Below are 25,498 nucleotides of genomic sequence, written 5' to 3' on the forward strand. Positions count from 1 at the left end.
CGTTCAGGTGTGTCAGGTAAGGGGCGATTCGCCGGATTTGTGGATTCTACGAGGCGCGGACCTCGATGGTGGTGGGAGCATCCTTGTCGATTTCATAAGAACTTTCCAACCCGTTACCCTCCCGAATTGTGAAGGTTCTCTTGATGGTTACCTGATAACCAGGGACATTAGTGAGGTCTTGATCCGGGTTGGAGAGGTGTCCTTCAGAAGTGACATGGACTCTGGTCAGGCTCTTCGAAGCGTCGTATTCAATCTGGTACTGGGTATTCTTGGCCCCGAAGTAGTAGCCATCTTGCAGTTTCATTCCGTGCAAATCAGCAACGCCGGGTCCGATAGCGCCTTGGTGGGCCACTTCGGAGATCCGGGCGCGCAAATCGGCGTCGGGGATTACGGCCTCGAACTGGGCCAACCTTCTTTGGCTGAGAGCGTCTGCCGTGTCTGCAGCGGCATCCAGTCGCGTGGTCACGCGCACACCGTTTTCGGTAGTGGTGACGGTGTAAGGGTTGCGATTGAGATCCTTGATAAAGGGCGCCGAGTACTCACTTGTACTGTGTTCCGTAATGTGGGCTTGCTCTTCAGGCGCGACGGCAAATTCACTCTTGTCGACTTTCCAGAACGCATTGAACGTTCTTCTAATGACCCCGTTTTCTTCAAAGTTCATGGTGGAGAGCTCGATCTGGCTTCCCTCGCTGGCTTTCAATACTTTATCGAGCTTATCGGCCCCCGCCATTTGCGTGCCATCGACTTCGAGGAACTCATTGGCAAACGTGGCAGGGGCCTTTAGATCAACACTGGGGGTTGGCGAAACCGGGCGCTTCCAAGGCCACTTTATACCGGCATCTCCCGGAGCCCGTACCCACTCACCATCGCGGCCAGGATGAACTCTCATCACTGCCATTGCGGTGCTGGGATTAACAATTGAACTTGTACTGTCGCCAGCCTTGTACCAGTTTTCGATTTCAAACACTTGGCTAATGCCCGTTTCATCGGTGTAGCGGACAAAGTGCCAGCGCTCACCTTCGCTCCCTGTCAATCGGTAAACACCCAAGGCATCGGGTTGGACATTAGCGATGTACTCCTCGCCTCTAGGCACAACATAGTCGCTCATTTTGACCAGGCTCGACGACGGCGTCCGGACGCGAGGTGCATCGGGGGCAGGCTGTTTTTCTGGGGGGTATGTTCGTGGCTCTCGGGGTGTGCCTTCCTCGACGTTGACTGAGGGTTTTTCTGACGGTGGCAGTTGCTCTGTAGGCAATTCAAACGGATCTTTCGCCACCCCACTGGCGCCCGCCGAGAACAAGGTGTTGAGCGTGCCATCAAACACTTTCCAGGCACCGTCCTTGCGTTCTGCCTCGGTGTCGCCTGAAGCGGCTTTTTTCACCCCGAGGACTACTTCAGTCAGACCGGTAGCAACGGCAGCAGCGGCAAAGGGCCAACCTAAAGGCGCCAATTTGGCGAGAAGTTGAGCACCAACCGACACGTCATTTAGAAAAGTGTCCCAGCGCACCTCGCCGTTGGATTTGATCGCGATATCGGCATCGCTGCTCATACGAGTCTTCGCCTCATCCTTCAGATGGGTAAAGACGTCTCCTTCGATTTTGATGTCGCCACGGTCAATGGTTTTGCCTTCCCAGTTTTCCCAATCGCCGCTGGCAAGGTGAGCCAAAGATGAGTCAACACCGTACTTGCCAAAAGCGCCACCGTCCTGGCGGTTATAGGAAGAAAAGTGCGATGCCAGGGCCTCGCGTTTTCGTGGGTCCTTGGCTTGAGCGACCACCCAGTCGTCCATTTTCTTCAGCGAATCAAAGCGCAAAAATGCTGGGTTGGCGCCAGGAATGTAGAGAACTTGCCTGCCGTCCCGGCGGTTGTTCACATAGCTGTATTGGTTGTCATCCAGGTCGGCGAATCGAATGATATTGCTTGGGTACCCGTTGATGTCGAAAACATGTGCCCGTAGTTTGCCTTTCGCTGGCGCCTCGACCTGCAACTGGTCAAGGGTCACCGGAGCGTTCTCATCTACGGGAACGTTGGACGCCGCCTCCATGACCAACTTGTAGTCATCGCGGGTGAATTTTTGTTCGTCGGGTTGCAGGGCCTGTTCGGTTTTAGACTTACCCTCAAAAGCCTTTAATTGCTGGCGTGCCTTATCGACGAATGTGCCCTTCGCCACTGAGCGAAATTCACTTTCGTGGTTCGTCCAGAACTCGCTGTTGTTCTTGTCCGCAATATCCTCGAAATTGGCAGCCTTTACGCCCTTCATAAATACCGAAGGGCTGAATGGGAATTCGTTGTGCGCACCGTATCCCTTGTTCTTGCTTTGGTCTGGACCTTCGGTGTAAATCCCGCCGTTTGCATCAAGCTCGCCAGGAAGCTGGTCATGCCATGAGAAATTACTCATCACGGCTTCTGTCAGTGTTCTGGACTGGTGAGGTTCCTCATTGGGGTGCTCCCACCCTGAGCGTGCACGAGACTCTGTGACGCCGCCCTGAAACTGATGCAGGTACAGTTTGTCGGCATCCAATGGCTCAAGTTTGGCCAACTGATCTGCGGGCAAATGCTCCCTGAGGATTTTCTCTGCCAGTTTTTTTGCCTCAGCCCGCAGGTTTGGCATTGCTTCTGTCACGCCAATTGCCTGCTTTGTGTAAGCGAGTTTGGCAGGTGCCTGGGGATAGAACGTTTCGGCAGCAGCGCGCTGGGTTTCAAGGGCTTGTATCGATTGTGTTTGTTTTAGAGGGGCGTTGAAGGTTTTCTGGCTGTTCAACTGCTCGATACGCTGCTTGCTCTGACCGGCATTGGCGGTATTGCGTTCTCCATAAAACTCGGCGACCACCTTCATTGATGCCCCGATCAACCCAGTACCGAAAGCCGGACTCAGTGATTGATTGGGGGCGGGCGCAATGACTTTGGCCACGTCGAGCAAAGGCCCTGCAATTTGTCTCCAGCCCGATGTGTCGGTCAATTCAAACTGTTTCCAAGCCCCATCGACTTTCGCAGACAGACTGCCAGTGGAGGGCACGATTTTTACCGTCGATGGATCGATTTTCTGCTCACGCATCCAGTTCTGGGCGGTCGAGCCTTCAAACAGGTTTCGATAGAGCCCCAGCCATTGGCCCAGAACGGTCTGGTGCGGTATCGATATCAAGGCCACGGGCTGGCCGTCGACCTTGTTCTGCCATTGGCGAGTAAACCCTTCTAGCAGTTCTTCATCACCCGGCGCTGCGGGATTGGCGTTGGCAGCATGGCGTTTGTAAGCCTCTGCAACTGCACGTTGTTGCTCGGCCAGCGCCTCACTCCCGCGTAGGGAGGGTGATCGAAAGGCGTCTGTTTGCCCGACCTGCGGGAAGGTGCGTGTGCGTTCAAGCTCGCCCCTCGTAGCCTTTGTCAGGTCTGGCAAGCCGTAGAAGTGTGCAACCTTCCCCAGCTCAAATGTATCGCTGAAGGCATCGTTAAAGTGAACGGTATCCCCGCCTCCACTGGCGAGCACTTTGCCTGCCGACAGTATGGGGGCCGCGACAGCCGCCCATCCGGAGTTATCGTTCAGGTTGAAAGTCACGCGTTGGTGATTCAAACCCACCGAAATTGAGTTGCTGTCGGGAAGAATGACGATGCTCGCCGGGTTAATGCCCTTGCTCTTGATCCAGTCTTGAAAGTCAGGGGCTTTCAGCGCAATTGCCATTTGGGTTCGCCATTGGCCCAGGGTGGAGTTTGGGGGGATTTGAACCGCCGCGGCATATTCCCCTCTTGTGGACTTGAGGACGCTGAGGAAGTTTTGTACCAACTGGCTATCGCCTTGAGCGCGAGAGTTAGGCAGCGTGGCGGAATGTGGTGGGTTGTCTACGCGAGGTTCAGGTGAGGGTCGCAGGGTAGGAAGTGGCTGCTGCTTTAAGATAGAAGGTGTCATCTTTGGAGTTCTCGTCTTGGGTTTGAATACACGCCCGCAGATCACTCCTTGTCAGTCTGTGGATATTGATGTGTGTCGCAAACTGGACGAGTAACTCCATCATTAAGCGCTATTGTCAGTTACCGCTGATGACAGCAAATGAAAAACGGCGCACACCTGAGTGCGCACCGTCTTTGTGTTCGTAGGACTTTTACTGAAGTACTTCAATGACCCCGTCTGCCGACATGCTGACCTGGCTGGTGCCCGCTTCCACTTCAGGCGTCGGCGCTGAATCGGCCATTGCGGCTTTCATCATCATGCCGCCACGCGCGTAAGGCTGTGGATAACCGTTGGTGTTGAAGTTCAGGTTGACGATCTTGTAGCCCTTGCCGCCCAACGCATCGGTGGCCAGTTGGGCGCGTGCCTTGAACGCCGCAACCGCGTCCTTGAGCAGCGCGTCTTCGCTGGATTTGCGCGTAGCGTCGGCGATGGCGAAGTCCATGCTGTCCATTTTCAGGGTGTTGAGCAGCTCGCCCGTGAGCTTGGACAGCGCCGGGAAGTCTGCGCTTTCCAGGCGCAGTTCGGCGCGTTCACGCCAGCCGGTGATCTTCTGGGTTTTGTTGTCGTAGATCGGGTAGCTGTTACGGCTGCCCTGGCGCAGGGTCACGCCGTTGACTTCTCGGGCTTGGGCCAGGGCCTTGTTCATGGTGGTGGTGATTTCGGCGGCGAGCTTGGCCGGGTCGGTGTTCTGGGACTCGGTGTAGAAGGTCACGATCATCTTGTCGCGGGCTACCTCCTGGCTGACCTCCGCGCGCAGGGAAATCTGGTTGTAGTTCAGCGCATCGGCGGCCAGCGCAGGAAGGCTGGCAAGGGTGGCGACGCCGAGGGTGATAACGGCTGCACTGCGAGTGAAACGAGACATGAGAGCTCCTTGATAGTGGCTGTGTAGGTATAGCCGTGTTCGGTATGACTGTAGACGCTGGCATCGGGTTCTTCGGGTTTACACAATTCAAACAAATTGCACCTGCGCGGTTTTCCGGGTTAGAGGGCAGCGTCCGCCAGCGGGAAAACCACAGGCCTGTAGTCAAATGTCCACCATTTGAGGGGGTTCTTGAATACCCAATAAGGGTTATTTTTTTCCGGTTTGAATTCCTTGCTCTCTACACCGTCGTCGTCTGTGGGTTGGTCGATGTAAACCGGGTCCTCGCCGCTCTGATAAATAACTTCCGGGTCGCCCACTATTTTTTCGGCAGAGTACCGGGCAGTCACTTCACCGATGTAACCCTTTACCGGGCGTTCGGTGAGCCGCTGAAACTCGGCGGCGAAAGAGTTCTCGCCGAGCTTGCCTGAGTAACAACTCAGCAGGCGGATATTGTCGTAGTGCTGTGGGAAAATACCGTTGCGCTTGAGTGTGTCGAACAGGCCTTGTGGGGTGTGTTTGCGGCCCTTGTAGTAGATGTGCGTGCCGTCACCGTGGCCGATGATGTTGAGCCGATGCTGAGTGCCTTTTTTGTTCATGTCGGCGAAGGTGTAGAGGTTGTCTTCGACTCTTTTAAGGTTGTCCTTGGTGCCCGTGAGTGTGACGAGTTCGCCGTCCTCTGACAGGGTTTCGGTGACGGATGTCGCGGGTGCTGGCGAGTGGGTTTGGGCCGGCAGCTCATTGTCAATATCCAGAGTGATCGGGTCTCGCTCAAAGGGGGCAGGTGCCCGTGGCTGCTCGGTGGGGCGTTGCGCGTCGAGCACGGTGCCTTCCTCAACCACCTTGCGGGCCTGGCCCGCCACGCGCGTGGCGACGGGCAGTGCGGCGTTAAGTACGCCAAAGATCACGTGTTCGGTGCCGCCGGGCCGACCTTTGGCCATGTCATCTGCCCCGACCCCGGCTTCGGTGATTCCCGAAGCGATGTACAGCGCATCCAGCGCCAGCGCGACTTCAGGGATGGCAATGGCCAGCGGCGCGAACAGCATGGCTACCATCGCCGCTTTGCTCAGCCCAGACAGGATATTGGCTTTAACCACGTCGGCGTCAGTGGTGATCTGCTCTCGGGCGTCAGCGTACGAGCGCAGGCGTTGGCGCTCGCTGATCTGTTGAAAGACATCCCCTGTGGTGTCGATATCGGCTCCTGCGTTTGCCCGCCCCGTTGGGTTGTAGCTTTGTATCCCCAAGGTCTGTGACGGGTCCCAGGTATAACGGCGGCCAGGCTTTGGCCAGTTGGCCAGGCCGTGCAGCGTTTCATTGACGCCGGAATGCCACACGCTGCCTTTCAAGTCGTCATGTTTGAAATGCGACTCCAATGCTTTGAGCTTTGCTGGCTCGGCCGCCTGGCGTGCAAGCCAGTGCTTCATCTGATCAACGCTGTCAAAGGCATGAATTGGCGAAGAGTTGCCCGGAATGTAGAGCAGTGTCCGGTTGATCGGCTTGCGGTCGGCGTCCAGGCGCGTCGTTTTGTCGGTAATGACCATCAGGTCGGTCGATTCATAGCGACCCAGTCTCAGCAGCCCCACCTCCAGCCCAGGATCCGTTGGCGTGGGTAGCATCAAGTCGGTGAGCAAGATGTCAGCCCAAGCCTGTGTGCTGGCGGCCAGCCCGGTTGCGCGCATGACCAACTGCTTGTCTTGCAACGTAAGGCTGCCCGCCTGGTGTTGTGCGTCCGCCGCCTTGACGAGCGCCGCTTTAGCCACGATGGGGTACTTGCGGTCATGGCTGTCCCAGAACGTATTCAGAAACTCGGTGTGCGGACGGTGGAAGTCGGTGCTCCAAATCTGTGCCTTGAATGCGTGAGGTGACACGGGCAGTTGGGTCGAAGCGCCATAGGCCTGTGAACTGCCAACGGCTGCGGCGCTATAGATGCCTTGATAGGTATGAGTGATATGTGCGGACTCGCGTCCTGGGTTTATACGATCGGCCAAATCGAATGTACCTGGAGCCACCCGTGGCAGGTTGTCGACCAGCCTCACGGTCGGGCCACCGGTGTAGTGGGGCACCAATACGCCGTTGCCGGTTGGCGTGTCTTGGGCATTTTTGAGCATGGCTTGCGTCAGGCTGATCTGCTTGACGAGCTTGGCGGGGTAGGGTGGCGCTCCCGTGGTGTTGTAATCGAAGGTGGCCAGGTAAGTGTTGTCTGGGTCGATGTCCAGGTTCCATGTTTGCTTGAACATTTGCTTGACGGTCCGCGCGGCATCCTGTGTCGCGGTCTTAAAATCCCTGGCCAGGTGTTCGGCGTAGCTGTCGATATCGAGATTGGGGCCTAAAACGACAGGTGTAGCGATCTTTTCACCCGCCCCGACGGTTTTGCCTGGATCGGGGTTAACGCTGATCAGGTCGTAGTCAGTGCCACCGGCATTGAAGGCCCTCGGCTTAAGGGTTTGGATCAATAACTGCTCGTCGGGAGGATTTTGATCCAACGCGCGTTTCTGCCGACCTTGCGTGGCGCCTGAGCGGGGGTCATTTGTGTAGGATCGGTGAGCGGATAAAGTAGCATTTACACTCATAAGTCATATCCTGGGCGGTTGAAAATACACTCGCCCATCAATCTGGGCTTGGGCACTTGGGTGGCATCCGGTGAATGACGGTTCCTGAGCGAATGCCGCAGAATATGTGGCCGAGGCGTCTGTGGCGGTTTGCCGCACGTGCACTGCCGTCCTCGTGTGTTGGTTATACTCTCTGCGATCTGCCTGCAGCGCTCACCGGGAGAGCTCATGCTCGCCGCCGTAAAACTGACTTCCGCCACACGCCAGAACCTCTGGCGCCTGACGTTCATCCGTACCCTGGTACTGGCCGCACAGGCCGGCTCCGTGGGGCTCGCCTATTGGTTCGACCTGTTGCCGTTGCCCTGGCTGCAATTGGGCGTGACCCTCGGGTTCTCCATTGTGCTGTGTGTATTCACGGCTATTCGGCTGCGCACCACGTGGCCGGTAACTGAGCTGGAATACGCCCTGCAACTGGCCTGCGACCTGTTTATCCACAGTGTGTTGCTGTATTTCTCCGGGGGTTCCACCAACCCGTTTGTTTCTTATTACCTGGTGCCACTGACCATCGCCGCAGTGACGTTGCCATGGCGTTATTCGGTTGCGTTGTCGGGTATCGCGCTGGCGCTGTACACCCTGTTGCTGGCGCGCTTCTATCCGCTGCAAACCTTCCCGATCGCACGGGAAAACCTGCAGATCTACGGGATGTGGCTGAGTTTCGCCCTCTCCGCTGCCGTTATTACCTTTTTTGCCGCACGCATGGCCGAAGAACTGCGCCGCCAGGAAGAGCTGCGCGCCATTCGCCGTGAAGAAGGCCTGCGCGACCAGCAACTGCTGGCTGTCGCCACCCAGGCCGCCGGCGCCGCCCATGAGCTGGGCACGCCGTTGGCCACCATGAGCGTATTGCTCAACGAAATGACCCAGGACCATCACGACCCGGCGCTGCAAGAAGACCTCGGCGTGCTGCGTGAACAGGTCAAACAGTGCAAGCAGACCTTGCAGCAACTGGTACGCGCCGCTGAAGCCAATCGTCGCCTGGCGGTCGAGATGCAGGACGTCACCCAGTGGCTCGATGAAGCCCTCAACCGCTGGCACCTGATGCGTCCCGAGGCCAGTTATCGCTTCAATCTGCTCGGCCAAGGCACGGTGCCGCGCATGGCGCCGCCGCCGGACCTGACCCAGGCGCTGCTGAATCTGCTGAACAACGCCGCCGACGCCTGCCCTGAAGGCTTGGGCGTACAGTTGGACTGGGACGCCGAAGACGTGACCATCAGCATTCGCGACCACGGCGCCGGCGTGCCGTTGGCCATTGCCGAGCAGATCGGCAAACCGTTTTTTACCACCAAGGGCAAAGGCTTCGGCCTCGGCCTGTTTTTGAGCAAGGCCAGCGTGACCCGCGCGGGCGGCTCAGTGAAGCTCTATAGTCATGAGGAAGGCGGCACGCTCACCGAGCTGCGCCTGCCCCGTGTCGCACGAGGAGATATCGATGAGTGACGAGATCCAAGTCGAAGGCGAAGAACTGCCGCACCTGTTGCTGGTAGATGACGACGCCACCTTTACCCGCGTGATGGCGCGGGCCATGAGCCGTCGCGGTTTCCGCGTCAGCACCGCAGGTTCTGCCGAAGAAGGCCTGACTATCGCCCAGGCCGACCTGCCGGACTACGCCGCCCTCGACCTGAAAATGGACGGCGACTCGGGCCTGGTGCTGTTGCCCAAGCTGCTGGAACTCGACCCGGAAATGCGCGTGGTGATCCTCACCGGTTACTCCAGCATCGCCACCGCCGTCGAAGCCATCAAGCGCGGCGCCTGCAACTACCTGTGCAAGCCGGCGGATGCTGACGACGTGCTGGCCGCCTTGCTGTCCGAGCACGCCGACCTTGACACCCTGGTGCCGGAAAACCCGATGTCGGTAGACCGCTTGCAGTGGGAACACATCCAGCGTGTGCTCACCGAGCACGAAGGCAATATCTCTGCCACTGCCCGTGCCCTGGGCATGCACCGCCGCACCTTGCAGCGCAAGTTGCAGAAGCGTCCGGTACGTCGCTGAGCCGTATCTGAACATCAGCTGAACAGTCTGCTTCAGGCCGCACGGCGCGCCGAACCGATCATCTATGATCGGTTCAAACGCCTGTCACATTTTCTTACAGAGCCTGAACGATGAATCAGAACGCTGAGTACTCCGCGGTCAATGACGCGGTGCGTGGGCGATTCTTTCGCCGAACCTGGGCGATGATCACGCCCTATTGGCGCAGTGAAGAGAAGGGTAAGGCCTGGCTGCTACTGGTGGCGGTCATTGCACTGTCGCTGTTCAGCGTGGCGATCTCCGTGTGGATCAACCACTGGTACAAAGACTTCTACAACGCCCTGGAAAAGAAGGACACCGCGGCCTTCTGGCAACTGATCGGTTATTTCTGCGGGATCGCTGCCGTGGCGATTTTGGGCGCGGTGTACCGATCTTATCTGACCCAGATGCTGACCATCCGCTGGCGTGCCTGGCTCACCGAAAAGCATTTCGCTCGTTGGCTCGCCCACAAGAACTACTACCAGTTGGAGCAGGGCGGCTATACCGATAACCCGGACCAGCGGATCTCCGAAGACCTCAACAACTTCACGTCCAGCACCTTGAGCCTGGGCCTTGGTTTGCTGCGCAATGTGGTCAGCCTGGTGTCGTTCTCCATTATCTTGTGGGGCGTGTCGGGCAGTATCGAAGTGTTCGGCATCACCATCCCTGGCTACATGTTCTGGTGCGCGCTGCTGTATGCCGCCGTGGGCAGTTGGCTGACGCACTTGATTGGCCGTCGCTTGATCGGCCTGAGCAATAACCAGCAACGGTTCGAAGCCGACCTGCGTTTCTCCATGGTGCGTGTGCGTGAAAACGCCGAGAGCATTGCGCTTTACAACGGGGAGCCGAATGAAAACCAGCGCTTGAGCGCACGCTTCGGCAAGGTCTGGCACAACTTCTGGGACATCATGAAAGTGTCCAAGCGCTTGACCTTCTTCACTGCGGGTTACAGCCAGATTGCGATCATCTTTCCGTTTATCGTTGCCGCGCCGCGCTACTTCACCGGCAAGATTGAACTGGGCGAGCTGATGCAAATCAACTCGGCGTTTGGCAATGTGCAGGAGAACTTCAGCTGGTTTATCAGCGCGTATTCGGACCTGGCGTCGTGGCGCGCCACCAGTGATCGCTTGCTCAGCTTCCACCAAGCGATGAGTGACAACGAGCAGCGCCCACCGGCAATCGATGTACGCCCTGAAGGCGAACGCCTGGTGGTGCAGGGCTTGGGTATGGACCTGGCCGATGGCCGTCACTTGCTGGCCGATGCCGACATGAGCGTTGAACCCGGCCAGCGGGTGATGCTCAGTGGGCGGTCGGGCAGTGGCAAAAGCACCTTGCTGCGTGCGATGGGCCACCTCTGGCCAGCGGGGCACGGCAGTATTCGCCTGCCGGCGGCGCGCTACCTGTTCTTGCCGCAAAAGCCTTACCTGCCGATTGGTACGTTGAAGGCCGTGTTGAGTTATCCACAGGACGACAGCGTTTACCCGGCAGAACGTTATGCACAGGTGCTTGAGACGTGCCGCTTGCCGCATCTGATCAGCCGTCTTGACGAGGCCAACCACTGGCAACGCATGCTCTCGCCGGGTGAGCAGCAACGGTTGGCGTTTGCCCGTGCTTTATTGTTCGCGCCGCAGTGGCTGTACATGGATGAAGCGACGTCGGCCATGGATGAAGAGGATGAGGCGACGTTGTATCAGGCGTTGATCGATCAATTGCCGGGGTTGAGCATTGTGAGCGTGGGGCATCGCAGCAGCCTCAAGCGCTTCCATGGGCGGCATGTGCGGATCGAGGGTGGGTTGTTGCAGGAGCAACACCCCGTCTAAGGCTGTACTCAATCAATGTGGGAGCTGGCTTGCCTGCGATAGCGGTGTATCAGCGACAGATGAGCAAGCTGACCCGTCGCTATCGCAGGCAAGCCAGCTCCCACATTGGGTCTCCAGTGTTCTTTGAGAATGAGCCCCCAACAAAAAGCCCGGCTGATCATCGATCAGCCGGGCTTTTTAGTGCTTGAAGAAAGCTTACTTCTTCAAACCGTAATGCTCATCCAGCATCCCTGGGGCGTTCGGCGTTTTTGGCGCGTAGTCCCGTGGTGGCTCCTGGTTTTCCCGTGGCGGGGTCAGGCGCTCCCGTGGGGTTTGCGGTGCATCGGAATGCAGCGCAGCCAGCAGGCGCTGGCGGGTAATGTCGTCGAGGGCCAGGCGGTTAGCGCCATCGGCGAGGTGATCTTGCACTTCCTGGTAGCTCTGGGTGAGCTTCTTGACCAGGTTCGCGGTGCTATTGAAGTGGGTAACAACCTCGTTCTGATAACTGTCAAAACGTTCCTGAATGTCATCCAACTGACGCTGCGTGCGGTTAGGCGCGGCATTCGGCAGCAAGCGGGCAACCAGGAAACCAATGGCGACACCGGCAACCAGGGCGAGAGTCGGCAACAACCAAACTAAGAGCGAGTGTTCCACGAGTCCTTCCTCTATAAACGGCTTTGCTTTACGTTAACGGCTCAAACCTGCGCTGTATACCGCGATTAAGCTCGCAATGATGCCATGCACAGACTTTTAGCTAGACGAGTCGACCCTTTGAGAGGTCACGGAGTTCATTCCTTGCTCATGCGTGAAACCCCCGTTTTGATCGATGGCCCGGTAGGCCAATTGGAAGCCCTGTACCTGGACCACCCCGAGCCACGTGGCCTGGCGCTGATCTGCCACCCCAACCCGGTGCAGGGTGGGACCATGCTCAATAAAGTCGTATCGACCCTGCAACGCACCGCCCGCGATGCCGGTTTGATTACTTTGCGTTTCAATTACCGGGGCGTAGGCGCGAGCGCCGGTACCCACGACATGAGCACCGGCGAAGTGGACGATGCCGAAGCGGCGGCCACCTGGCTGCGGGAAAAACACCCGGACCTGCCGATCACTTTGCTGGGTTTCTCTTTCGGCGGTTATGTTGCAGCAAGTCTCGGCGGGCGTCTCGAAGCCAAGGGCGAACAACTCGCGCACCTGTTCATGGTGGCTGCTGCGGTGATGCGCCTGCGCGACACCGATGTACTGCCCCAAGGCTGCCCACTGACCCTGATCCAGCCGGAAACCGACGAAGTGGTCGACCCACAGACCGTCTACGACTGGTCCGCGGCCTTGAATCGCCCCCATGAGCTGCTGAAAGTGGCAGAATGCGGGCACTTTTTTCATGGCAAGCTCACCGACCTCAAGGATCTGGTGCTGCCGCGCCTCTCGAATTGATAGCAGTCTGATAAGCGATTACCCATGACGACTCGTACCCGTATCCTCACCGGCATTACCACCACCGGCACGCCGCACTTGGGCAACTACGCCGGTGCGATCCGCCCGGCGATCCTGGCCAGCCAGGACGCCAATGCCGACTCGTTCTACTTTCTGGCCGACTACCACGCCCTGATCAAATGCGATGACCCGCAGCGCATCCAGCGCTCGCGTATGGAAATCGCCGCGACCTGGCTGGCCGGTGGCCTGGATGTGAACCGGGTGACCTTCTACCGCCAGTCCGACATCCCGGAAATTCCCGAGCTGACCTGGCTGCTCACCTGCGTTGCCGCCAAAGGCCTGCTTAACCGCGCCCATGCGTACAAGGCCTCGGTAGACAAAAACGTCGAAACCGGCGAAGACCCGGACGCGGGCATCACCATGGGCCTGTACAGCTACCCTGTGTTGATGGCAGCGGACATCCTGATGTTCAACGCCCACAAGGTGCCGGTGGGCCGCGACCAGATCCAGCATGTGGAAATGGCCCGTGATATCGGCCAGCGCTTCAACCACCTGTTCGGCAAGGGCAAAGAATTCTTCACCATGCCCGAAGCGTTGATCGAAGAAAGCGTCGCCACGTTGCCGGGCCTCGATGGCCGCAAGATGTCCAAGAGCTACGACAACACCATCCCGTTGTTCACCAGCGCCAAGGACATGAAAGACGCCATCTCGCGCATCGTCACCGACTCCCGCGCCCCAGGCGAAGCCAAAGACCCGGATAACTCGCACCTGTTTACCTTGTTCCAGGCATTTGCCAGCAAGGCCCAGGAAGAAGCGTTCCGCGCCGAACTGCTACAAGGCCTGGGCTGGGGCGAGGCGAAGAACCGTCTGTTCCAACTGCTGGACGGCCAGCTGGGCGAAGCCCGCGAGCGTTACCACCAACTGATGTCGCGCCCGTCGGACATGGAAGACCTGCTGCTGGTCGGCGCCAAGAAAGCCCGTGCCGTGGCTGCACCCTTCCTGGCTGAGTTGCGTGAGGCGGTGGGCCTGCGTTCGTTTGTCGAGCAAGCCGCTGCGCCGGTTGCCGCCAAGAAGAAAGCTGCGAAAGCCGCGCGCTTCGTGAGCTTTCGCGAAGACGACGGTAGCTTCCGTTTCCGCCTGCTGGCCGCCGATGGCGAGCAATTGCTGCTGTCGCGCAACTTCGCTGACGGTAAAGCTGCTGGCGCTGTGACCAAGCAGCTGCAAAACGGTGACGCGCTGGACGTACGCGCCGAAGCCTTGGGCTTCAGCGTATGGCTGGACGGCGCAGCCGTGGCCGACAGTGCCGAGTTCGCTGACGCCGCCGCTCGCGACGCCGCCATCGCAGCCCTGCGCATCGCGTTGACCCCAATCGAAGATTGACCCGACCAAGGGTTGATTGCCATTAATCAGGGCCGTCGTTACAGTGACGGCCCGTTTTTGTTGCCTTGCTAACGAAATTATGACGCCCCTAGAACGATATCAAGCTGATCTGAAACGCCCTGAATTCTTCCATGACGCGGCCCAGGAAACGGCGGTGCGTCATTTGCAGCGCCTGTACGACGACCTCGTCGCGGCTTCGCAAAGCAAGCCAGGGATGTTCAGCAAGCTGTTTGGCAAGAAAGACCACACCCCGGTCAAAGGCCTGTACTTCTGGGGCGGCGTCGGCCGTGGCAAGACTTACCTGGTCGACACCTTCTTCGAAGCGCTGCCGTTCAAGGAAAAAGTCCGCACGCACTTCCACCGCTTCATGAAGCGTGTGCACGAGGAAATGAAGACTCTGCCGGGCGAGAAAAACCCGCTGACCATCATCGCCAAGCGGTTCTCCGACGAAGCGCGGGTGATCTGCTTCGATGAATTCTTCGTTTCCGACATCACCGACGCCATGATCCTTGGCACCTTGATGGAAGAGCTGTTCAAGAACGGCGTGACCCTGGTTGCCACCTCGAACATCGTGCCCGACGGCCTGTACAAGGACGGCCTGCAACGCGCGCGCTTCCTGCCGGCCATCGCGCTGATCAAGCAGCACACCGATATCGTCAACGTCGACAGCGGTGTCGACTACCGCCTGCGTCATCTGGAGCAAGCGGAGCTGTTCCACTTCCCGCTCAATGATGCGGCGCATGAAAGCCTGCGCAAGAGCTTCCGCGCTCTCACGCCGGAATGCACCCAGGCGGTGGAAAACGACAAGCTGATGATCGAGAACCGCGAAATCGTCGCCCTGCGCACCTGCGATGACGTGGCCTGGTTCGACTTCCGCGCCCTGTGCGACGGCCCACGCAGCCAGAACGATTACATCGAATTGGGCAAGATCTTCCACGCGGTGATTTTGAGCGGTGTGGAGCAGATGGGCGTGACCACTGACGATATCGCGCGACGTTTCATCAACATGGTCGATGAGTTTTACGATCGCAACGTGAAGCTGATCATCTCGGCTGAGGTTGAGCTGAAGGACCTGTACACCGGTGGTCGGTTGAACTTTGAATTCCAGCGTACGCTGAGCCGCTTGCTGGAAATGCAGTCCCATGAGTTCCTGTCTCGCGGGCACAAGCCTTAAGTCACTCTCCAGATCAATGGAGATCAAATGTGGGAGGGGGCTTGCTCCCGATAGCGGTGTATCAGTGCCAGTTGTACTAACTGACACACTGCTATCGGGGGCAAGCCCCCTCCCACATTTTGCCTTGTGTACATCCTTGCCTATGCGGCTTGTTGAAACTGCTGCCGATACTGATTCGGCGACAGCTCCGTGTGCTGCCTGAACAACCGCGCAAAGAAACTCGCATCGTCATACCCCACCTCATAACTGATGGTCTTGATGCTCTTGCGGCTGCCCGAGAGCAAGCCCTTGGCCGTCTCGATTCGCAGGCGTTGCAGGTAATGCAACGGCTTGTCACCGGTCGCGGTCTGGAAGCGGCGCATAAAGTTGCGGATGCTCATGCCGTGTTCCCGGGCGACGTCTTCAAAGCGGAACTTGTCGGCGAAATGCTCTTCGAGCCAGTGTTGGATCTGCAGGATGATCACGTCCTGGTGCAGCTTCTGCCCACCAAAACCAATACGCCCCGGCGAGTAGCTGCGTTGCACTTCGTAGAGGATGTCGCGGGCCACGGCCTGGGCGATATTGGCGCCGCAGAAGCGTTCGATCAGGTAGATATAGAGGTCGCACGCCGAAGTGGTGCCGCCAGCGCAATACAGGTTGTCGGCATCGGTGAGGTGCTTGTCCTGGTTGAGTTGCACCCGTGGGAAGCGTTCACTGAAGGCGTTGAAGAAGCGCCAGTAGGTGGTTGCCTCCTTGCCATCGAGCAAGCCGGCTTCGGCCAGCCAGAACACCCCGGTGGCTTCGCCGCAGAGCACGGCGCCGCGAGCGTGTTGCGCGCGCAGCCACGGGAGCACTTGGGGGTAGCGGGTGCAGAGGGCGTCGAAGTCGTCCCAGAAGGCCGGTAGCACGATGATATCGGCGTCTTCGAGGCCGCCGTCGACCGGCATGATCACATCACTGAAGCTGCGCACCGATTGCCCGTCGGGGCTGACCAGGCGCGTTTGAAAGCCAGGCGTCAGGCCCAGGCCTTGTTGCTTGCCGTAACGCAGGCTGGCGAGGTGGAAGAAATCCTTGGCTTGCATGAGGGTTGAAGCGAATACCCGATCAATGGCCAAAATGCTGACGCGCCGCAACGGCGTGGAGATTTGGTTAGACATAATTTCATTTATTCTTATAGGGGAAAGTGGTCACCAGACGGCTGGATCGTCTTATTTTTTGTCGCATGTGTCCAGTGTCCCGTGATGCCTTCGCGGCATAGGCTCTGTGGGCTCGTCTTTGTCCGACAATCCACGCAGGTGACCCATGATTCCCAGAACCTTGTTCAGCCCTGAGCACGAACTCTTTCGCGACAGCGTGCGCACCTTCCTCGAAAAAGACGCCGCGCCGTTCCATGGGCACTGGGAGAAGCAGGGTTATATCGACCGCAGCCTGTGGAGCAAGGCGGGGGAGGCGGGGATGCTGTGTTCCCACCTGCCGGAGGAATATGGCGGGTTGGGCGCAGATTTTCTCTACAGCGCGGTGGTGATCGAAGAGATCAGTCGGCTGGGTCTCACCGGCATCGGGTTTTCACTGCATTCGGACATCGTCGCGCCCTACATCCTGCATTACGGCAGTGAGGCGCTGAAGCACAAGTACTTGCCCAAATTGATCTCTGGCGAAATGGTCACGGCCATCGCGATGACCGAGCCTGGCGCCGGTTCCGACCTGCAAGGGGTGAAGACCACGGCGGTGCTGGACGGCGATGAATACGTGATCAACGGCTCAAAGACCTTTATCACCAACGGCTATCTGGCGGAGCTGGTGATCGTGGTGGCCAAGACCGATCCCAAGGCTGGCGCCAAGGGCACCAGCCTGTTTCTGGTTGAAGCCGACACGCCGGGTTTCGACAAAGGCAAGCGCCTGGAGAAGGTGGGCATGAAGGCTCAGGACACCTCGGAGTTGTTCTTCCAGGACGTGCGTGTACCCAAGGAGAACCTGTTGGGTCAGGCGGGCATGGGGTTCGCGTACTTGATGCAGGAGTTGCCTCAAGAGCGCTTGACCGTCGCAATTGGTGCGTTGTCATCTGCCGAAGCTGCGCTGCAGTGGACGTTGGAATACACCCGCGAGCGCAAGGCATTTGGCAAGGCGATTGCCGACTTCCAGAACACGCGGTTCAAGCTGGCGGAGATGGCCACCGAGATTCAGATTGGCCGTGTGTTTGTCGACAAGTGCATGGCGTTGCACCTGGAGGGCAAGCTGGATGTGCCTACCGCCGCGATGGCCAAGTACTGGGCCACGGACCTGCAATGCAAGGTGCTCGACGAGTGCGTGCAGTTGCACGGTGGCTACGGCTTTATGTGGGAATACCCGATTGCCAGGGCGTGGGCGGATGCGCGGGTGCAGCGGATTTATGCGGGGACTAACGAGATCATGAAGGAGATTATTGCGCGGTCGCTTTGATGATTTAGTTGTGCTGCTGAGGGCCTCTTCGCGAGCAAGCCCGCTCCCACATTCGACCGCATTCTCATGTCGGAGCTCGGTCAAATGTGGGAGCGGGCTTGCTCGCGAAAGCGGTTTACCGGTCAATCAAGGCGCAGGGTTCGGATGATCCTTCTGAATCGCCTCAATCCCCTCCAACACCTCTTTGGACAGCTTCAGGTCAGCACTGGCAATGTTGCTATCCAACTGCTCAAGCGAAGTGGCCCCGATGATATTGCTGGTCACAAACGGCTGTTGCGTCACAAACGCCAAGGCCATCTGCGCCGGGTCCAGGCCGTGCTCGCGCGCCAACGCCACATAACGGCTGCACGCCGCCTCCGACTGTGGGTTGAAATACCGGCTGAAACGGCTGTATTCGGTCAGGCGTGCCTTGGCCGGGCGTGCGCCACCTTCGTACTTGCCGCTGAGCATGCCGAACGCCAGGGGCGAGTAGGCCAGCAGGCCGCATTGTTCGCGAATCGCGACTTCTGCCAGGCCTACTTCAAAACTGCGGTTGAGCAGGTTGTAGGGGTTCTGGATCGACACCGCGCGCGTCCAGCCACGGGCTTCGGCCAGTGCCAGGAACTTCATGGTGCCCCACGGAGTTTCGTTGGACAGGCCGATGTGGCGGATCTTGCCGGCCTTCACTTGCTCGTCCAGCGCTTCGAGGGTTTCTTCCAGCGGGGTGAGGTCGTCTTCGTCCTTGTGCTTGTAGCTCAGTTGGCCGAAGAAGTTGGTGCTGCGCTCGGGCCAGTGCAGTTGGTAGAGGTCGATCCAGTCGGTCTGTAGGCGCTTGAGGCTGGCATCCAGTGCGTCGACGATGTGCTTGCGGTTGTGACGCAGGTGGCCGTCGCGGATGTAGTCGATGGTGTTGCCGGGGCCGGCGATCTTGCTGGCGAGAATCCAGTCGGCACGGTCGCCACGGCCTTTGAAGTAATTACCGATGTAACGCTCGGTGGTGGCATAGGTGTCGGCCTTGGGCGGCACCGGGTACATTTCGGCCGTGTCGAGGAAGTTGATCCCCGCGGCCTTGGCTCGCTCGATCTGTGCGAACGCCTCTGCCTCGCTGTTCTGCTCGCCCCAGGTCATGGTGCCCAAGGCTATCGCGCTCACGTTCAGATCTGTACGGCCCAGCTGTCGATAATCCATCGGGTACTCCTTCAGGGAAAACAATCATAAAAGCAGGTTGAATTTTTTTTCGCAATCTGCATAATTGCCCACCTCTTTCTGCAGTGGAAGTGATGCGCCGCCTGCCGAAGAATCTTGCCGTTGAACGGACGCGCCGACCCGAGCCCCCGATAGCGTCTGTATCCGGCTGCCTTTGACTTGTCAAAGTACGCACTATTCAGTAAGATCCGCCGTCTAATTTACAGGGCGGCCCCTGAGGCTATTAAAGAATGACAACTTTTACTGCAAAACCGGAAACAGTTCAGCGCGACTGGTTTGTCGTCGACGCCGCTGGTCAGACCCTGGGTCGTCTGGCCACTGAAGTCGCCAGCCGTCTGCGTGGCAAGCACAAGCCTGAGTACACCCCTCACGTTGATACCGGTGACTACATCGTGATCATCAACGCTGAGCAGGTACGTGTTACCGGCAACAAAGCGCAAGACAAAATGTACTACCGTCACTCCGGTTTCCCAGGCGGTATCAAGTCCTCGAACTTCGAAGGCCTGATCTCCAAGAAACCTGAAGCCCCGATCGAAATCGCGGTAAAAGGTATGCTGCCTAAGGGCCCACTGGGTCGCGATATGTTTCGCAAGCTGAAAGTCTATGCGGGCGCTGTACACCCTCATGCTGCTCAGCAGCCCCAAGAACTGAAGTTTTAACGGAATAGTTCATTATGTCGGCGACTCAAAATTACGGCACTGGCCGTCGCAAAACCGCAACCGCTCGCGTTTTCCTGCGTCCGGGTACTGGTAACATCTCGATCAACAACCGCACTCTGGAAAACTTCTTCGGTCGCGAAACTGCCCGCATGGTAGTTCGTCAGCCGCTGGAACTGACCGAGACCGTTGAAAAGTTCGACATCTACGTCACCGTTATCGGTGGCGGTGTAAGTGGTCAAGCTGGCGCAATCCGCCACGGTATCACTCGCGCTCTGATGCAGTACGACGAAACCCTGCGTGGCGCTCTGCGCAAAGCTGGCTTCGTTACTCGCGATGCTCGTGAAGTTGAACGTAAGAAAGTCGGTCTGCGTAAAGCGCGTAAGCGTCCGCAGTACTCGAAGCGTTAATTCGCTTTACGTTCCACAAAAACGCCCAGTCTCCTCACGGAGCTGGGCGTTTTTTATTGCCTGCGATTTATGCAAAAAAACGCCGTGACAACTTGCCACATCCGTAGAGCCCCTATACTACAAGGCCTGGAACCCGAGCTCCGGGTAATTCCCTTGTCAGAGTGTGGGCTTTTCATTACCATTCGGCAAAAATTTTATAAGTAAAGTTTCAACACTTAGTAGACGCCTGATTTAACAGGCCAAAAAGCTGATGGGAGAGGACTGAATGAGCAATGACGGCGTGAATGCAGGCCGGCGTCGCTTCTTGGTAGCAGCCACATCCGTGGTGGGTGCTGCAGGAGCGGTGGGGGCTGCGGTCCCGTTCGTGGGGTCATGGTTTCCCAGTGCCAAGGCGAAAGCCGCAGGTGCACCGGTGAAAGTGAATATCAGCAAGATCGAGCCAGGCCAGCAGATGATTGCTGAGTGGCGCGGCCAGCCGGTTTTCATTGTTCGCCGTACCGAGGAGATCCTGGGGAATCTGAAGAAAATCGAGGGTCAGCTGTCTGATCCCGACTCTAAAAATTCCGACCAACCCGCCTACGTCGATAAGGAAGTTCGCTCGATCAAGCCAGAGATTCTGCTGCTGATCGGTATCTGCACTCACTTGGGCTGTTCGCCTACTTTCCGTCCGGAAGTCGCGCCTGCCGACCTTGGCAAAGACTGGGTTGGTGGATACTTCTGCCCCTGCCATGGCTCGCACTACGACCTGGCCGGCCGCGTCTACAAGTCACAACCCGCGCCTTTGAACCTGCCAGTTCCGCCGCATCAATACGAGACTGACAGTATCGTTATCATTGGTGTCGACCAGGGGGAGAAGGCCTGATGAGCAAGTTCATGGATTGGGTGGATGCACGCTTCCCCGCCACAAAAATGTGGGAAGACCACCTCAGCAAGTATTACGCACCAAAAAACTTCAACTTCTTCTACTTCTTCGGCTCCCTGGCGCTGCTGGTGCTGGTCAACCAGATCGTGACCGGTGTCTGGCTGACGATGAGCTACACCCCGTCGGCCGAAGAGGCGTTCGCCTCCGTCGAATACATCATGCGCGACGTCGAGTACGGCTCGATCCTGCGCCTGCTGCACTCCACCGGTGCTTCGGCATTCTTTATCGTCGTGTACATGCACATGTTCCGTGGCCTGCTCTACGGGTCGTACCAGAAGCCCCGTGAGTTGGTGTGGGTCTTCGGCATGCTGATCTACCTGGCGCTGATGGCCGAAGCCTTCATGGGCTACCTGCTGCCCTGGGGCCAGATGTCGTACTGGGGCGCCCAGGTGATCATCTCGCTGTTCGGTGCCATTCCGGTGATCGGCAACGACCTGACCCAGTGGATTCGCGGTGACTACCTGATCTCCGGCATCACCCTGAACCGCTTCTTCGCCTTGCACGTTGTAGCCTTGCCGATCGTGATTCTGGGCTTGGTGGTGCTGCACATCCTGGCGCTGCACGAAGTGGGTTCTAACAACCCGGATGGCGTGGACATCAAGAAGCACAAGGACGAGAACGGCATCCCGCTGGATGGCATCCCGTTCCACCCTTACTACACCGTGAAAGACATTGTTGGCGTCGTCGTGTTCTTGTTCGTGTTTTGCTCGATCGTGTTCTTTTTCCCGGAGATGGGTGGTTATTTCCTGGAGAAGCCGAACTTCGAACAAGCCAACGCCTTCAAGACGCCTGAGCACATTGCGCCGGTTTGGTACTTCACGCCGTTCTACGCGATCTTGCGGGCGATTCCCGACAAACTCCTGGGCGTAATCGCCATGGGCGCAGCCATTGCGGTGCTGTTCGTGTTGCCTTGGCTCGACCGAAGCCCGGTCAAGTCCATGCGCTACAAGGGCTGGTTGAGCAAAATCTGGCTGTGGGTGTTCTGCATCTCGTTCGTGATCCTGGGTGTGCTGGGCGTATTGGCGCCGACCCCTGAGCGTACGCTGCTGTCGCAGGTCTGCACCTTCCTGTACTTCGCCTACTTCATTCTGATGCCGTTCTACACCCGGCTCGAGAAGACCAAACCGGTTCCGGAAAGGGTGACTGGCTGATGAAAAAATTATTCGTTGCATTGATGCTTGCGGCGCTGCCGCTGCTGTCTTTCGCCGCTGAGCACGGTGGCCCGCAGCTGGAAAAGGTCGATATCGACGTTTCCGACAAGGCGGCCATGCAGGATGGCCTGCGCACCTTCACCAACTACTGCATGGGCTGCCACAGCGCCAAGTTCCAGCGTTATGAGCGTGTGGCCGATGACTTGGGTATCCCCCATGACGTGATGCTCAGCCACTCGGTGTTCAGCGGTGCCAAAATTGGCGACCACATGAACATCGGCATGCAGCCCGCAGACGCCAAGACCTGGTTCGGCGCAGCCCCGCCCGACCTGACCCTGGTAGCCCGCGTGCGGGGTACCGATTGGCTCTACGGCTACTTGAAATCCTTCTACGAAGACCCGGCACGCCCTTATGGCGTGAACAACCGTGTGTTCCCGAATGTCGGCATGCCGAACGTTCTGGTCGGCCTGCAAGGCAAGCAAGTGGTAGGATGCAAGCAGATTCAGGTCGTGGAAGACGGCAAGAAGCAATACGATCCGTTGACCGGCACACCGTTGACTCATGAAGCCTGTGATCAACTGACGATAGAAACCCCCGGTGCGCTGACTGACGAGCAGTTCGACGAGAAGGTAAAAAATCTCGTGACCTTCCTGGCCTACTCGGCCAACCCGGTCAAATTGCAGCACCAGCGTATCGGTACCTATGTGTTGTTGTACCTGGCTTTCTTCTTTGTATTCGCCTATCTGCTCAAACGCGAATACTGGAAAGATGTGCATTGATCCAACCGTAAGCAATTGCTGTTAATCTTGCGCGCCCAGCGGCATCTCTGAATACGTAGCGACCTGGTTGAACCGGTTGTTACAGAGATGCTTTCTGGGCGCGCTCGTTTTTGAGCTTTCGATAATTTCAACAAGCGAGGAGGACCGCCATGGGCGTGACCAATCGGTTGGCCTGTTACTCCGACCCCGCCGACCACTATTCCCACCGAGTACGTATCGTGCTCGCAGAGAAGGGTGTCAGCGCCGAGATCATCACTGTGGAGGCGGGCCGTCAGCCGCCAAAACTGATCGAAGTGAACCCTTACGGCAGCCTGCCCACCCTGGTCGATCGTGACTTGGCGTTGTGGGAGTCCACCGTCGTGATGGAATACCTGGATGAGCGTTACCCACATCCACCTTTGCTGCCGGTGTACCCGGTGGCGCGTGCCAACAGCCGCTTGCTGATCCATCGGATCCAGCGTGACTGGTGCGGGTTGGTGGATCTGATTCTGGATACGCGTACAAAAGAGCCTGCCCGTGTACAGGCGCGTAAGGAATTGCGCGAGAGCCTGACCGGCGTTTCGCCGTTGTTCGCCGATAAACCTTTTTTCCTCAGTGAGGAACAAAGTTTGGTCGATTGCTGCCTATTACCGATACTCTGGCGCTTGCCGATTCTCGGTATTGAACTGCCGCGGCCTGCCAAGCCGCTGCTTGATTACATGGAGCGCCAGTTTGCGCGTGAGGCTTTCCAGGCGAGTCTGTCTGGTGTCGAACGCGATATGCGCTAAGGCTTAAGGAGCCGTTGATGAACTCCAGTCGACCTTACCTGGTCCGCGCGCTCTATGAGTGGATTGTGGACAACGATTGCACCCCGCACATGCTGGTCAATTCCGAATTTCCTGCGGTGCAGGTGCCGCAGGGTTTTGCCAGTGACGGGCAGATTGTGTTGAACGTGTCGCCCAGTGCCGTGCGCCACCTGCACATGGACAACGAAGCGGTGAGCTTCGAAGGGCGTTTCGGCGGTGTGCCGCACACGCTGTTCGTGCCGATTGGCGCCATCCTTGGGATCTACGCCCGGGAGAACGGCCAAGGCATGGTGTTTGATCTGGAGTCGCCTTTCGAGGATGACGAATCGATCGAAAACGAAGACGGCGATGACCTGCCGCCACCGGATGCCGAGCCACCGCGCCCAAGCGGTCGGCCAAGCCTCAAAGTGGTGAAGTAACCGGCTTTCGCCCTTGGGTGAGCCTGGAAAATGCCTCGACTTGCGTCGGGGCATTTTTTTGCGCGCAGGATAGGGGTGAAAGTCGCACCCGGACGGTGATCGTACAACAGTCATAAGCTATGATGCCTGCTCAAGCTCACCGAGATAGATGATTCATCATGGAAAACACCAACACCGCCCCTCGTCTTCCCCGCAAGCGCCGCAGCCTTGCCCAGGAATTGGTCACGGTGTTGTCCGAGCAGATCCGCGACGGTGAGCTCAAGCGCGGTGACAAGCTGCCCACCGAGTCGGCCATCATGGAAGCCCATGGCGTCAGCCGCACGGTGGTACGTGAAGCGATCTCGCGTTTGCAGGCGGCAGGGCAGGTGGAAACCCGCCATGGTATCGGCACCTTCGTGCTGGATACACCAAGCCCCAGCGGCTTTCGTATCGACCCGGCTACCGTCGTCACCCTGCGTGATGTGTTGGCGATTCTGGAGCTGCGTATCAGCCTGGAGGTGGAGTCCGCCGGCCTCGCTGCAATGCGCCGCACCGCTGAGCAACTGGCGACCATGCGTGCAGCTCTTGATGCCCTGAATGAAAGCGCGGCCCACGCTGGCGATGCGGTGGCGTCCGACTTTGCTTTCCATCTGGAAATTGCGCTGTCCACCGGCAACCGCTACTTCACCGACATCATGACCCACCTGGGCACCAGCATCATTCCGCGTACCCGCCTGAATTCGGCACGCTTGGCCCATGATGACCAGCAGCACTACATGAGCCGCTTGAGCCGTGAGCACGAAGAGATCTACGAAGCCATTGCCCGCCAGGATTCGGATGCGGCGCGTGCGGCCATGCGCTTGCACCTGACCAACAGCCGCGAGCGGCTGCGCCATGCCCATGAAGAGGCAGAAGCGCAGCGTAGTTGAGCTATTTGTTGATGGTCAGCGAGATCGGGTCAGAGCTGTTCGTTAGGCCGGACGTACCGATGGCTATGTAGCATAGCTGTGTGGTTTTATTCACGAATTGCTCTAAGGCCGTTTTTGGAACGTCTATTTTTACGTTCGTAAGCTGTTGATATTCTTCCGTGTCGTTATGCCATCTACCGGCACTGATTTTCGCTCCCTCCCAGGCAGGATTTTCCGGGTCAAGGCCAAGGATCACGTTCACGGTGCCGTCCGCAAAGAGAATGGCGTCTTCTGGAATGCTGACCACCAGAGGCCCGGTGAGCGTGGAAAGGCTGACCTCTGCTTGGTCAAATGGCTCAGTAACAGGAATATTGAGACCAGGGACTGGAAGTGCCATGGTGAAATCTCCGTGGTTATTGCTGCGTGGGGGGATTCAGAACCCAGATTCTTGGCTCCTAAGCGCGTTTATCCATCTCAACGGCCGTATCTGAAACTGTTAGAAATCACAGTTACGACAAACGGTGCTCCTCAAAGCGTCGCACGCGCTTGGCGCGCGCCCCCATCGCAGGATGAATAATTTCCTACCCCCAAAGGACCGCAGAATCAGGCGCTCACCCCAAGGCAGTGCGCGGCACTGACGAATTGCTGTTGACGAAATTATTTATAGTTGTACGATGACGTACGACATCAACAAC

General features: G+C 58.0%; 22 protein-coding genes. 15 read left to right on the forward strand and 7 right to left on the reverse strand.

The features are described from left to right. Positions 1 to 46: 46 nt before the first annotated feature. From ICY20_RS00820 to ICY20_RS00830, 3 genes are all read right to left on the reverse strand, one after another. Positions 47 to 3,676 carry a dermonecrotic toxin domain-containing protein gene (locus tag ICY20_RS00820; protein WP_194936743.1) on the reverse strand — a complete coding sequence of 1,210 codons (3,630 nt, stop codon included), beginning with the start codon at positions 3,674 to 3,676 and terminating at the stop codon, positions 47 to 49. Positions 3,677 to 4,091: 415 nt separating this feature from the next. Beyond that, positions 4,092 to 4,802 carry an SIMPL domain-containing protein gene (locus tag ICY20_RS00825; RefSeq protein ID WP_194936744.1) on the reverse strand — a complete coding sequence of 237 codons (711 nt, stop codon included), beginning with the start codon at positions 4,800 to 4,802 and terminating at the stop codon, positions 4,092 to 4,094. Positions 4,803 to 4,921: 119 nt separating this feature from the next. After that, positions 4,922 to 7,282 (reverse strand): dermonecrotic toxin domain-containing protein, encoded by a 2,361-nt coding sequence (locus tag ICY20_RS00830; RefSeq protein WP_194936745.1) that lies wholly within the window; start codon positions 7,280 to 7,282, stop codon positions 4,922 to 4,924. Positions 7,283 to 7,576: 294 nt separating this feature from the next. On the opposite strand from ICY20_RS00830, the gene ICY20_RS00835 reads away from it, so the two are divergent. The 3 genes from ICY20_RS00835 (at position 7,577) to ICY20_RS00845 (ending at position 11,227) form a co-directional block, all read left to right on the forward strand. Continuing rightward, a complete protein-coding gene (locus ICY20_RS00835; protein ID WP_122487508.1) occupies positions 7,577 to 8,839 on the forward strand; it encodes an ATP-binding protein in 1,263 nt (420 codons plus the stop codon). Beyond that, entirely contained in the window at positions 8,832 to 9,392 is a 561-nt protein-coding gene (locus tag ICY20_RS00840; protein WP_003171731.1) for a response regulator transcription factor, read from the forward strand. Before ICY20_RS00835 ends, ICY20_RS00840 begins: the two co-directional genes overlap by 8 nt. A gap of 110 nt (positions 9,393 to 9,502) precedes the next feature. Further along, a complete protein-coding gene (locus tag ICY20_RS00845) occupies positions 9,503 to 11,227 on the forward strand; it encodes an ABC transporter ATP-binding protein/permease (RefSeq protein ID WP_194936746.1) in 1,725 nt (574 codons plus the stop codon). A 195-nt stretch (positions 11,228 to 11,422) separates the two neighbouring features. Here ICY20_RS00845 and ICY20_RS00850 read toward each other — a convergent pair whose 3' ends face one another. Further along, positions 11,423 to 11,860, reverse strand: a complete 438-nt coding sequence (locus ICY20_RS00850; protein WP_032886236.1) for a YhcB family protein — start codon at positions 11,858 to 11,860, stop codon at positions 11,423 to 11,425. Between the two features lie 147 nt (positions 11,861 to 12,007). Between ICY20_RS00850 and ICY20_RS00855 the strand changes: the two genes are divergently transcribed. The 3 genes from ICY20_RS00855 to zapE all read left to right on the forward strand — a co-directional run bounded on the left by ICY20_RS00855 (position 12,008) and on the right by zapE (position 15,191). Beyond that, positions 12,008 to 12,637, forward strand: a complete 630-nt coding sequence (locus ICY20_RS00855) for an alpha/beta hydrolase (protein ID WP_159960632.1) — start codon at positions 12,008 to 12,010, stop codon at positions 12,635 to 12,637. A gap of 24 nt (positions 12,638 to 12,661) precedes the next feature. Continuing rightward, entirely contained in the window at positions 12,662 to 14,017 is a 1,356-nt protein-coding gene (locus tag ICY20_RS00860; RefSeq protein ID WP_194936747.1) for a tryptophan--tRNA ligase, read from the forward strand. Positions 14,018 to 14,096: 79 nt separating this feature from the next. Beyond that, positions 14,097 to 15,191, forward strand: coding sequence for a cell division protein ZapE (zapE, locus tag ICY20_RS00865; RefSeq protein ID WP_159960628.1), 1,095 nt, complete (start codon positions 14,097 to 14,099; stop codon positions 15,189 to 15,191). Between the two features lie 140 nt (positions 15,192 to 15,331). On the opposite strand, the gene ICY20_RS00870 is transcribed toward zapE, so the two are convergent. Next, a complete protein-coding gene (locus tag ICY20_RS00870) occupies positions 15,332 to 16,252 on the reverse strand; it encodes a GlxA family transcriptional regulator (RefSeq protein WP_194937089.1) in 921 nt (306 codons plus the stop codon). 220 nt (positions 16,253 to 16,472) lie between these two features. On the opposite strand from ICY20_RS00870, the gene ICY20_RS00875 reads away from it, so the two are divergent. After that, positions 16,473 to 17,609, forward strand: coding sequence for an acyl-CoA dehydrogenase family protein (locus ICY20_RS00875; protein WP_159960624.1), 1,137 nt, complete (start codon positions 16,473 to 16,475; stop codon positions 17,607 to 17,609). 126 nt (positions 17,610 to 17,735) lie between these two features. On the opposite strand, the gene ICY20_RS00880 is transcribed toward ICY20_RS00875, so the two are convergent. Beyond that, positions 17,736 to 18,776, reverse strand: coding sequence for an NADP(H)-dependent aldo-keto reductase (locus tag ICY20_RS00880; RefSeq protein ID WP_194936748.1), 1,041 nt, complete (start codon positions 18,774 to 18,776; stop codon positions 17,736 to 17,738). A 248-nt stretch (positions 18,777 to 19,024) separates the two neighbouring features. On the opposite strand from ICY20_RS00880, the gene rplM reads away from it, so the two are divergent. The 8 genes from rplM to ICY20_RS00920 all read left to right on the forward strand — a co-directional run bounded on the left by rplM (position 19,025) and on the right by ICY20_RS00920 (position 24,824). Beyond that, the gene (gene rplM, locus ICY20_RS00885; RefSeq protein WP_003171742.1) at positions 19,025 to 19,453 is read left to right on the forward strand and encodes a 50S ribosomal protein L13; all 429 of its coding nucleotides are present in this window, start codon (positions 19,025 to 19,027) and stop codon (positions 19,451 to 19,453) included. A 14-nt stretch (positions 19,454 to 19,467) separates the two neighbouring features. Then, positions 19,468 to 19,860: a 30S ribosomal protein S9 gene (rpsI, locus tag ICY20_RS00890; protein ID WP_003216038.1), complete on the forward strand. Its 393-nt coding sequence runs from the start codon at positions 19,468 to 19,470 to the stop codon at positions 19,858 to 19,860. Between the two features lie 265 nt (positions 19,861 to 20,125). Continuing rightward, positions 20,126 to 20,722: a ubiquinol-cytochrome c reductase iron-sulfur subunit gene (petA, locus tag ICY20_RS00895; RefSeq protein ID WP_101266502.1), complete on the forward strand. Its 597-nt coding sequence runs from the start codon at positions 20,126 to 20,128 to the stop codon at positions 20,720 to 20,722. Continuing rightward, positions 20,722 to 21,933: a cytochrome b gene (locus ICY20_RS00900; protein ID WP_105520913.1), complete on the forward strand. Its 1,212-nt coding sequence runs from the start codon at positions 20,722 to 20,724 to the stop codon at positions 21,931 to 21,933. The genes petA and ICY20_RS00900 overlap by 1 nt, the downstream gene beginning before the upstream one ends. Continuing rightward, positions 21,933 to 22,712 carry a cytochrome c1 gene (locus ICY20_RS00905; RefSeq protein WP_194936749.1) on the forward strand — a complete coding sequence of 260 codons (780 nt, stop codon included), beginning with the start codon at positions 21,933 to 21,935 and terminating at the stop codon, positions 22,710 to 22,712. The genes ICY20_RS00900 and ICY20_RS00905 overlap by 1 nt, the downstream gene beginning before the upstream one ends. Before the next feature lie 149 nt (positions 22,713 to 22,861). Continuing rightward, positions 22,862 to 23,479 carry a glutathione S-transferase N-terminal domain-containing protein gene (locus tag ICY20_RS00910; protein WP_194936750.1) on the forward strand — a complete coding sequence of 206 codons (618 nt, stop codon included), beginning with the start codon at positions 22,862 to 22,864 and terminating at the stop codon, positions 23,477 to 23,479. Positions 23,480 to 23,496: 17 nt separating this feature from the next. Then, positions 23,497 to 23,916, forward strand: a complete 420-nt coding sequence (locus ICY20_RS00915) for a ClpXP protease specificity-enhancing factor (protein ID WP_194936751.1) — start codon at positions 23,497 to 23,499, stop codon at positions 23,914 to 23,916. Positions 23,917 to 24,074: 158 nt separating this feature from the next. Next, entirely contained in the window at positions 24,075 to 24,824 is a 750-nt protein-coding gene (locus ICY20_RS00920) for a FadR/GntR family transcriptional regulator (protein ID WP_194936752.1), read from the forward strand. A gap of 1 nt (position 24,825) precedes the next feature. Here the strand turns inward: ICY20_RS00920 and ICY20_RS00925 are convergent, their stop codons facing one another. Then, positions 24,826 to 25,200 carry a hypothetical protein gene (locus tag ICY20_RS00925; protein ID WP_194936753.1) on the reverse strand — a complete coding sequence of 125 codons (375 nt, stop codon included), beginning with the start codon at positions 25,198 to 25,200 and terminating at the stop codon, positions 24,826 to 24,828. Positions 25,201 to 25,498: the final 298 nt, after the last annotated feature.

The organism is Pseudomonas pisciculturae (genome assembly GCF_015461805.1).
GTDB classification, from domain to species: domain Bacteria; phylum Pseudomonadota; class Gammaproteobacteria; order Pseudomonadales; family Pseudomonadaceae; genus Aquipseudomonas; species Aquipseudomonas pisciculturae.

Coding starts and splice junctions, on each gene's coding strand:
- ICY20_RS00840 (WP_003171731.1), top strand. CDS start 8,832: ATGAGTGACGAGATCCAAGTCGAAGGCGAAGAACTGCCGCACCTGTTG.
- ICY20_RS00870 (WP_194937089.1), bottom strand. CDS start 16,252: ATGCAAGCCAAGGATTTCTTCCACCTCGCCAGCCTGCGTTACGGCAAG.
- ICY20_RS00920 (WP_194936752.1), top strand. CDS start 24,075: ATGGAAAACACCAACACCGCCCCTCGTCTTCCCCGCAAGCGCCGCAGC.
- ICY20_RS00825 (WP_194936744.1), bottom strand. CDS start 4,802: ATGTCTCGTTTCACTCGCAGTGCAGCCGTTATCACCCTCGGCGTCGCC.
- petA (WP_101266502.1), top strand. CDS start 20,126: ATGAGCAATGACGGCGTGAATGCAGGCCGGCGTCGCTTCTTGGTAGCA.
- ICY20_RS00860 (WP_194936747.1), top strand. CDS start 12,662: ATGACGACTCGTACCCGTATCCTCACCGGCATTACCACCACCGGCACG.
- rplM (WP_003171742.1), top strand. CDS start 19,025: ATGACAACTTTTACTGCAAAACCGGAAACAGTTCAGCGCGACTGGTTT.
- rpsI (WP_003216038.1), top strand. CDS start 19,468: ATGTCGGCGACTCAAAATTACGGCACTGGCCGTCGCAAAACCGCAACC.
- ICY20_RS00915 (WP_194936751.1), top strand. CDS start 23,497: ATGAACTCCAGTCGACCTTACCTGGTCCGCGCGCTCTATGAGTGGATT.
- ICY20_RS00820 (WP_194936743.1), bottom strand. CDS start 3,676: ATGGCAATTGCGCTGAAAGCCCCTGACTTTCAAGACTGGATCAAGAGC.
- ICY20_RS00925 (WP_194936753.1), bottom strand. CDS start 25,200: ATGGCACTTCCAGTCCCTGGTCTCAATATTCCTGTTACTGAGCCATTT.
- ICY20_RS00905 (WP_194936749.1), top strand. CDS start 21,933: ATGAAAAAATTATTCGTTGCATTGATGCTTGCGGCGCTGCCGCTGCTG.
- ICY20_RS00900 (WP_105520913.1), top strand. CDS start 20,722: ATGAGCAAGTTCATGGATTGGGTGGATGCACGCTTCCCCGCCACAAAA.
- ICY20_RS00835 (WP_122487508.1), top strand. CDS start 7,577: ATGCTCGCCGCCGTAAAACTGACTTCCGCCACACGCCAGAACCTCTGG.
- ICY20_RS00910 (WP_194936750.1), top strand. CDS start 22,862: ATGGGCGTGACCAATCGGTTGGCCTGTTACTCCGACCCCGCCGACCAC.
- ICY20_RS00880 (WP_194936748.1), bottom strand. CDS start 18,776: ATGGATTATCGACAGCTGGGCCGTACAGATCTGAACGTGAGCGCGATA.
- ICY20_RS00875 (WP_159960624.1), top strand. CDS start 16,473: ATGATTCCCAGAACCTTGTTCAGCCCTGAGCACGAACTCTTTCGCGAC.
- zapE (WP_159960628.1), top strand. CDS start 14,097: ATGACGCCCCTAGAACGATATCAAGCTGATCTGAAACGCCCTGAATTC.
- ICY20_RS00855 (WP_159960632.1), top strand. CDS start 12,008: ATGCGTGAAACCCCCGTTTTGATCGATGGCCCGGTAGGCCAATTGGAA.
- ICY20_RS00845 (WP_194936746.1), top strand. CDS start 9,503: ATGAATCAGAACGCTGAGTACTCCGCGGTCAATGACGCGGTGCGTGGG.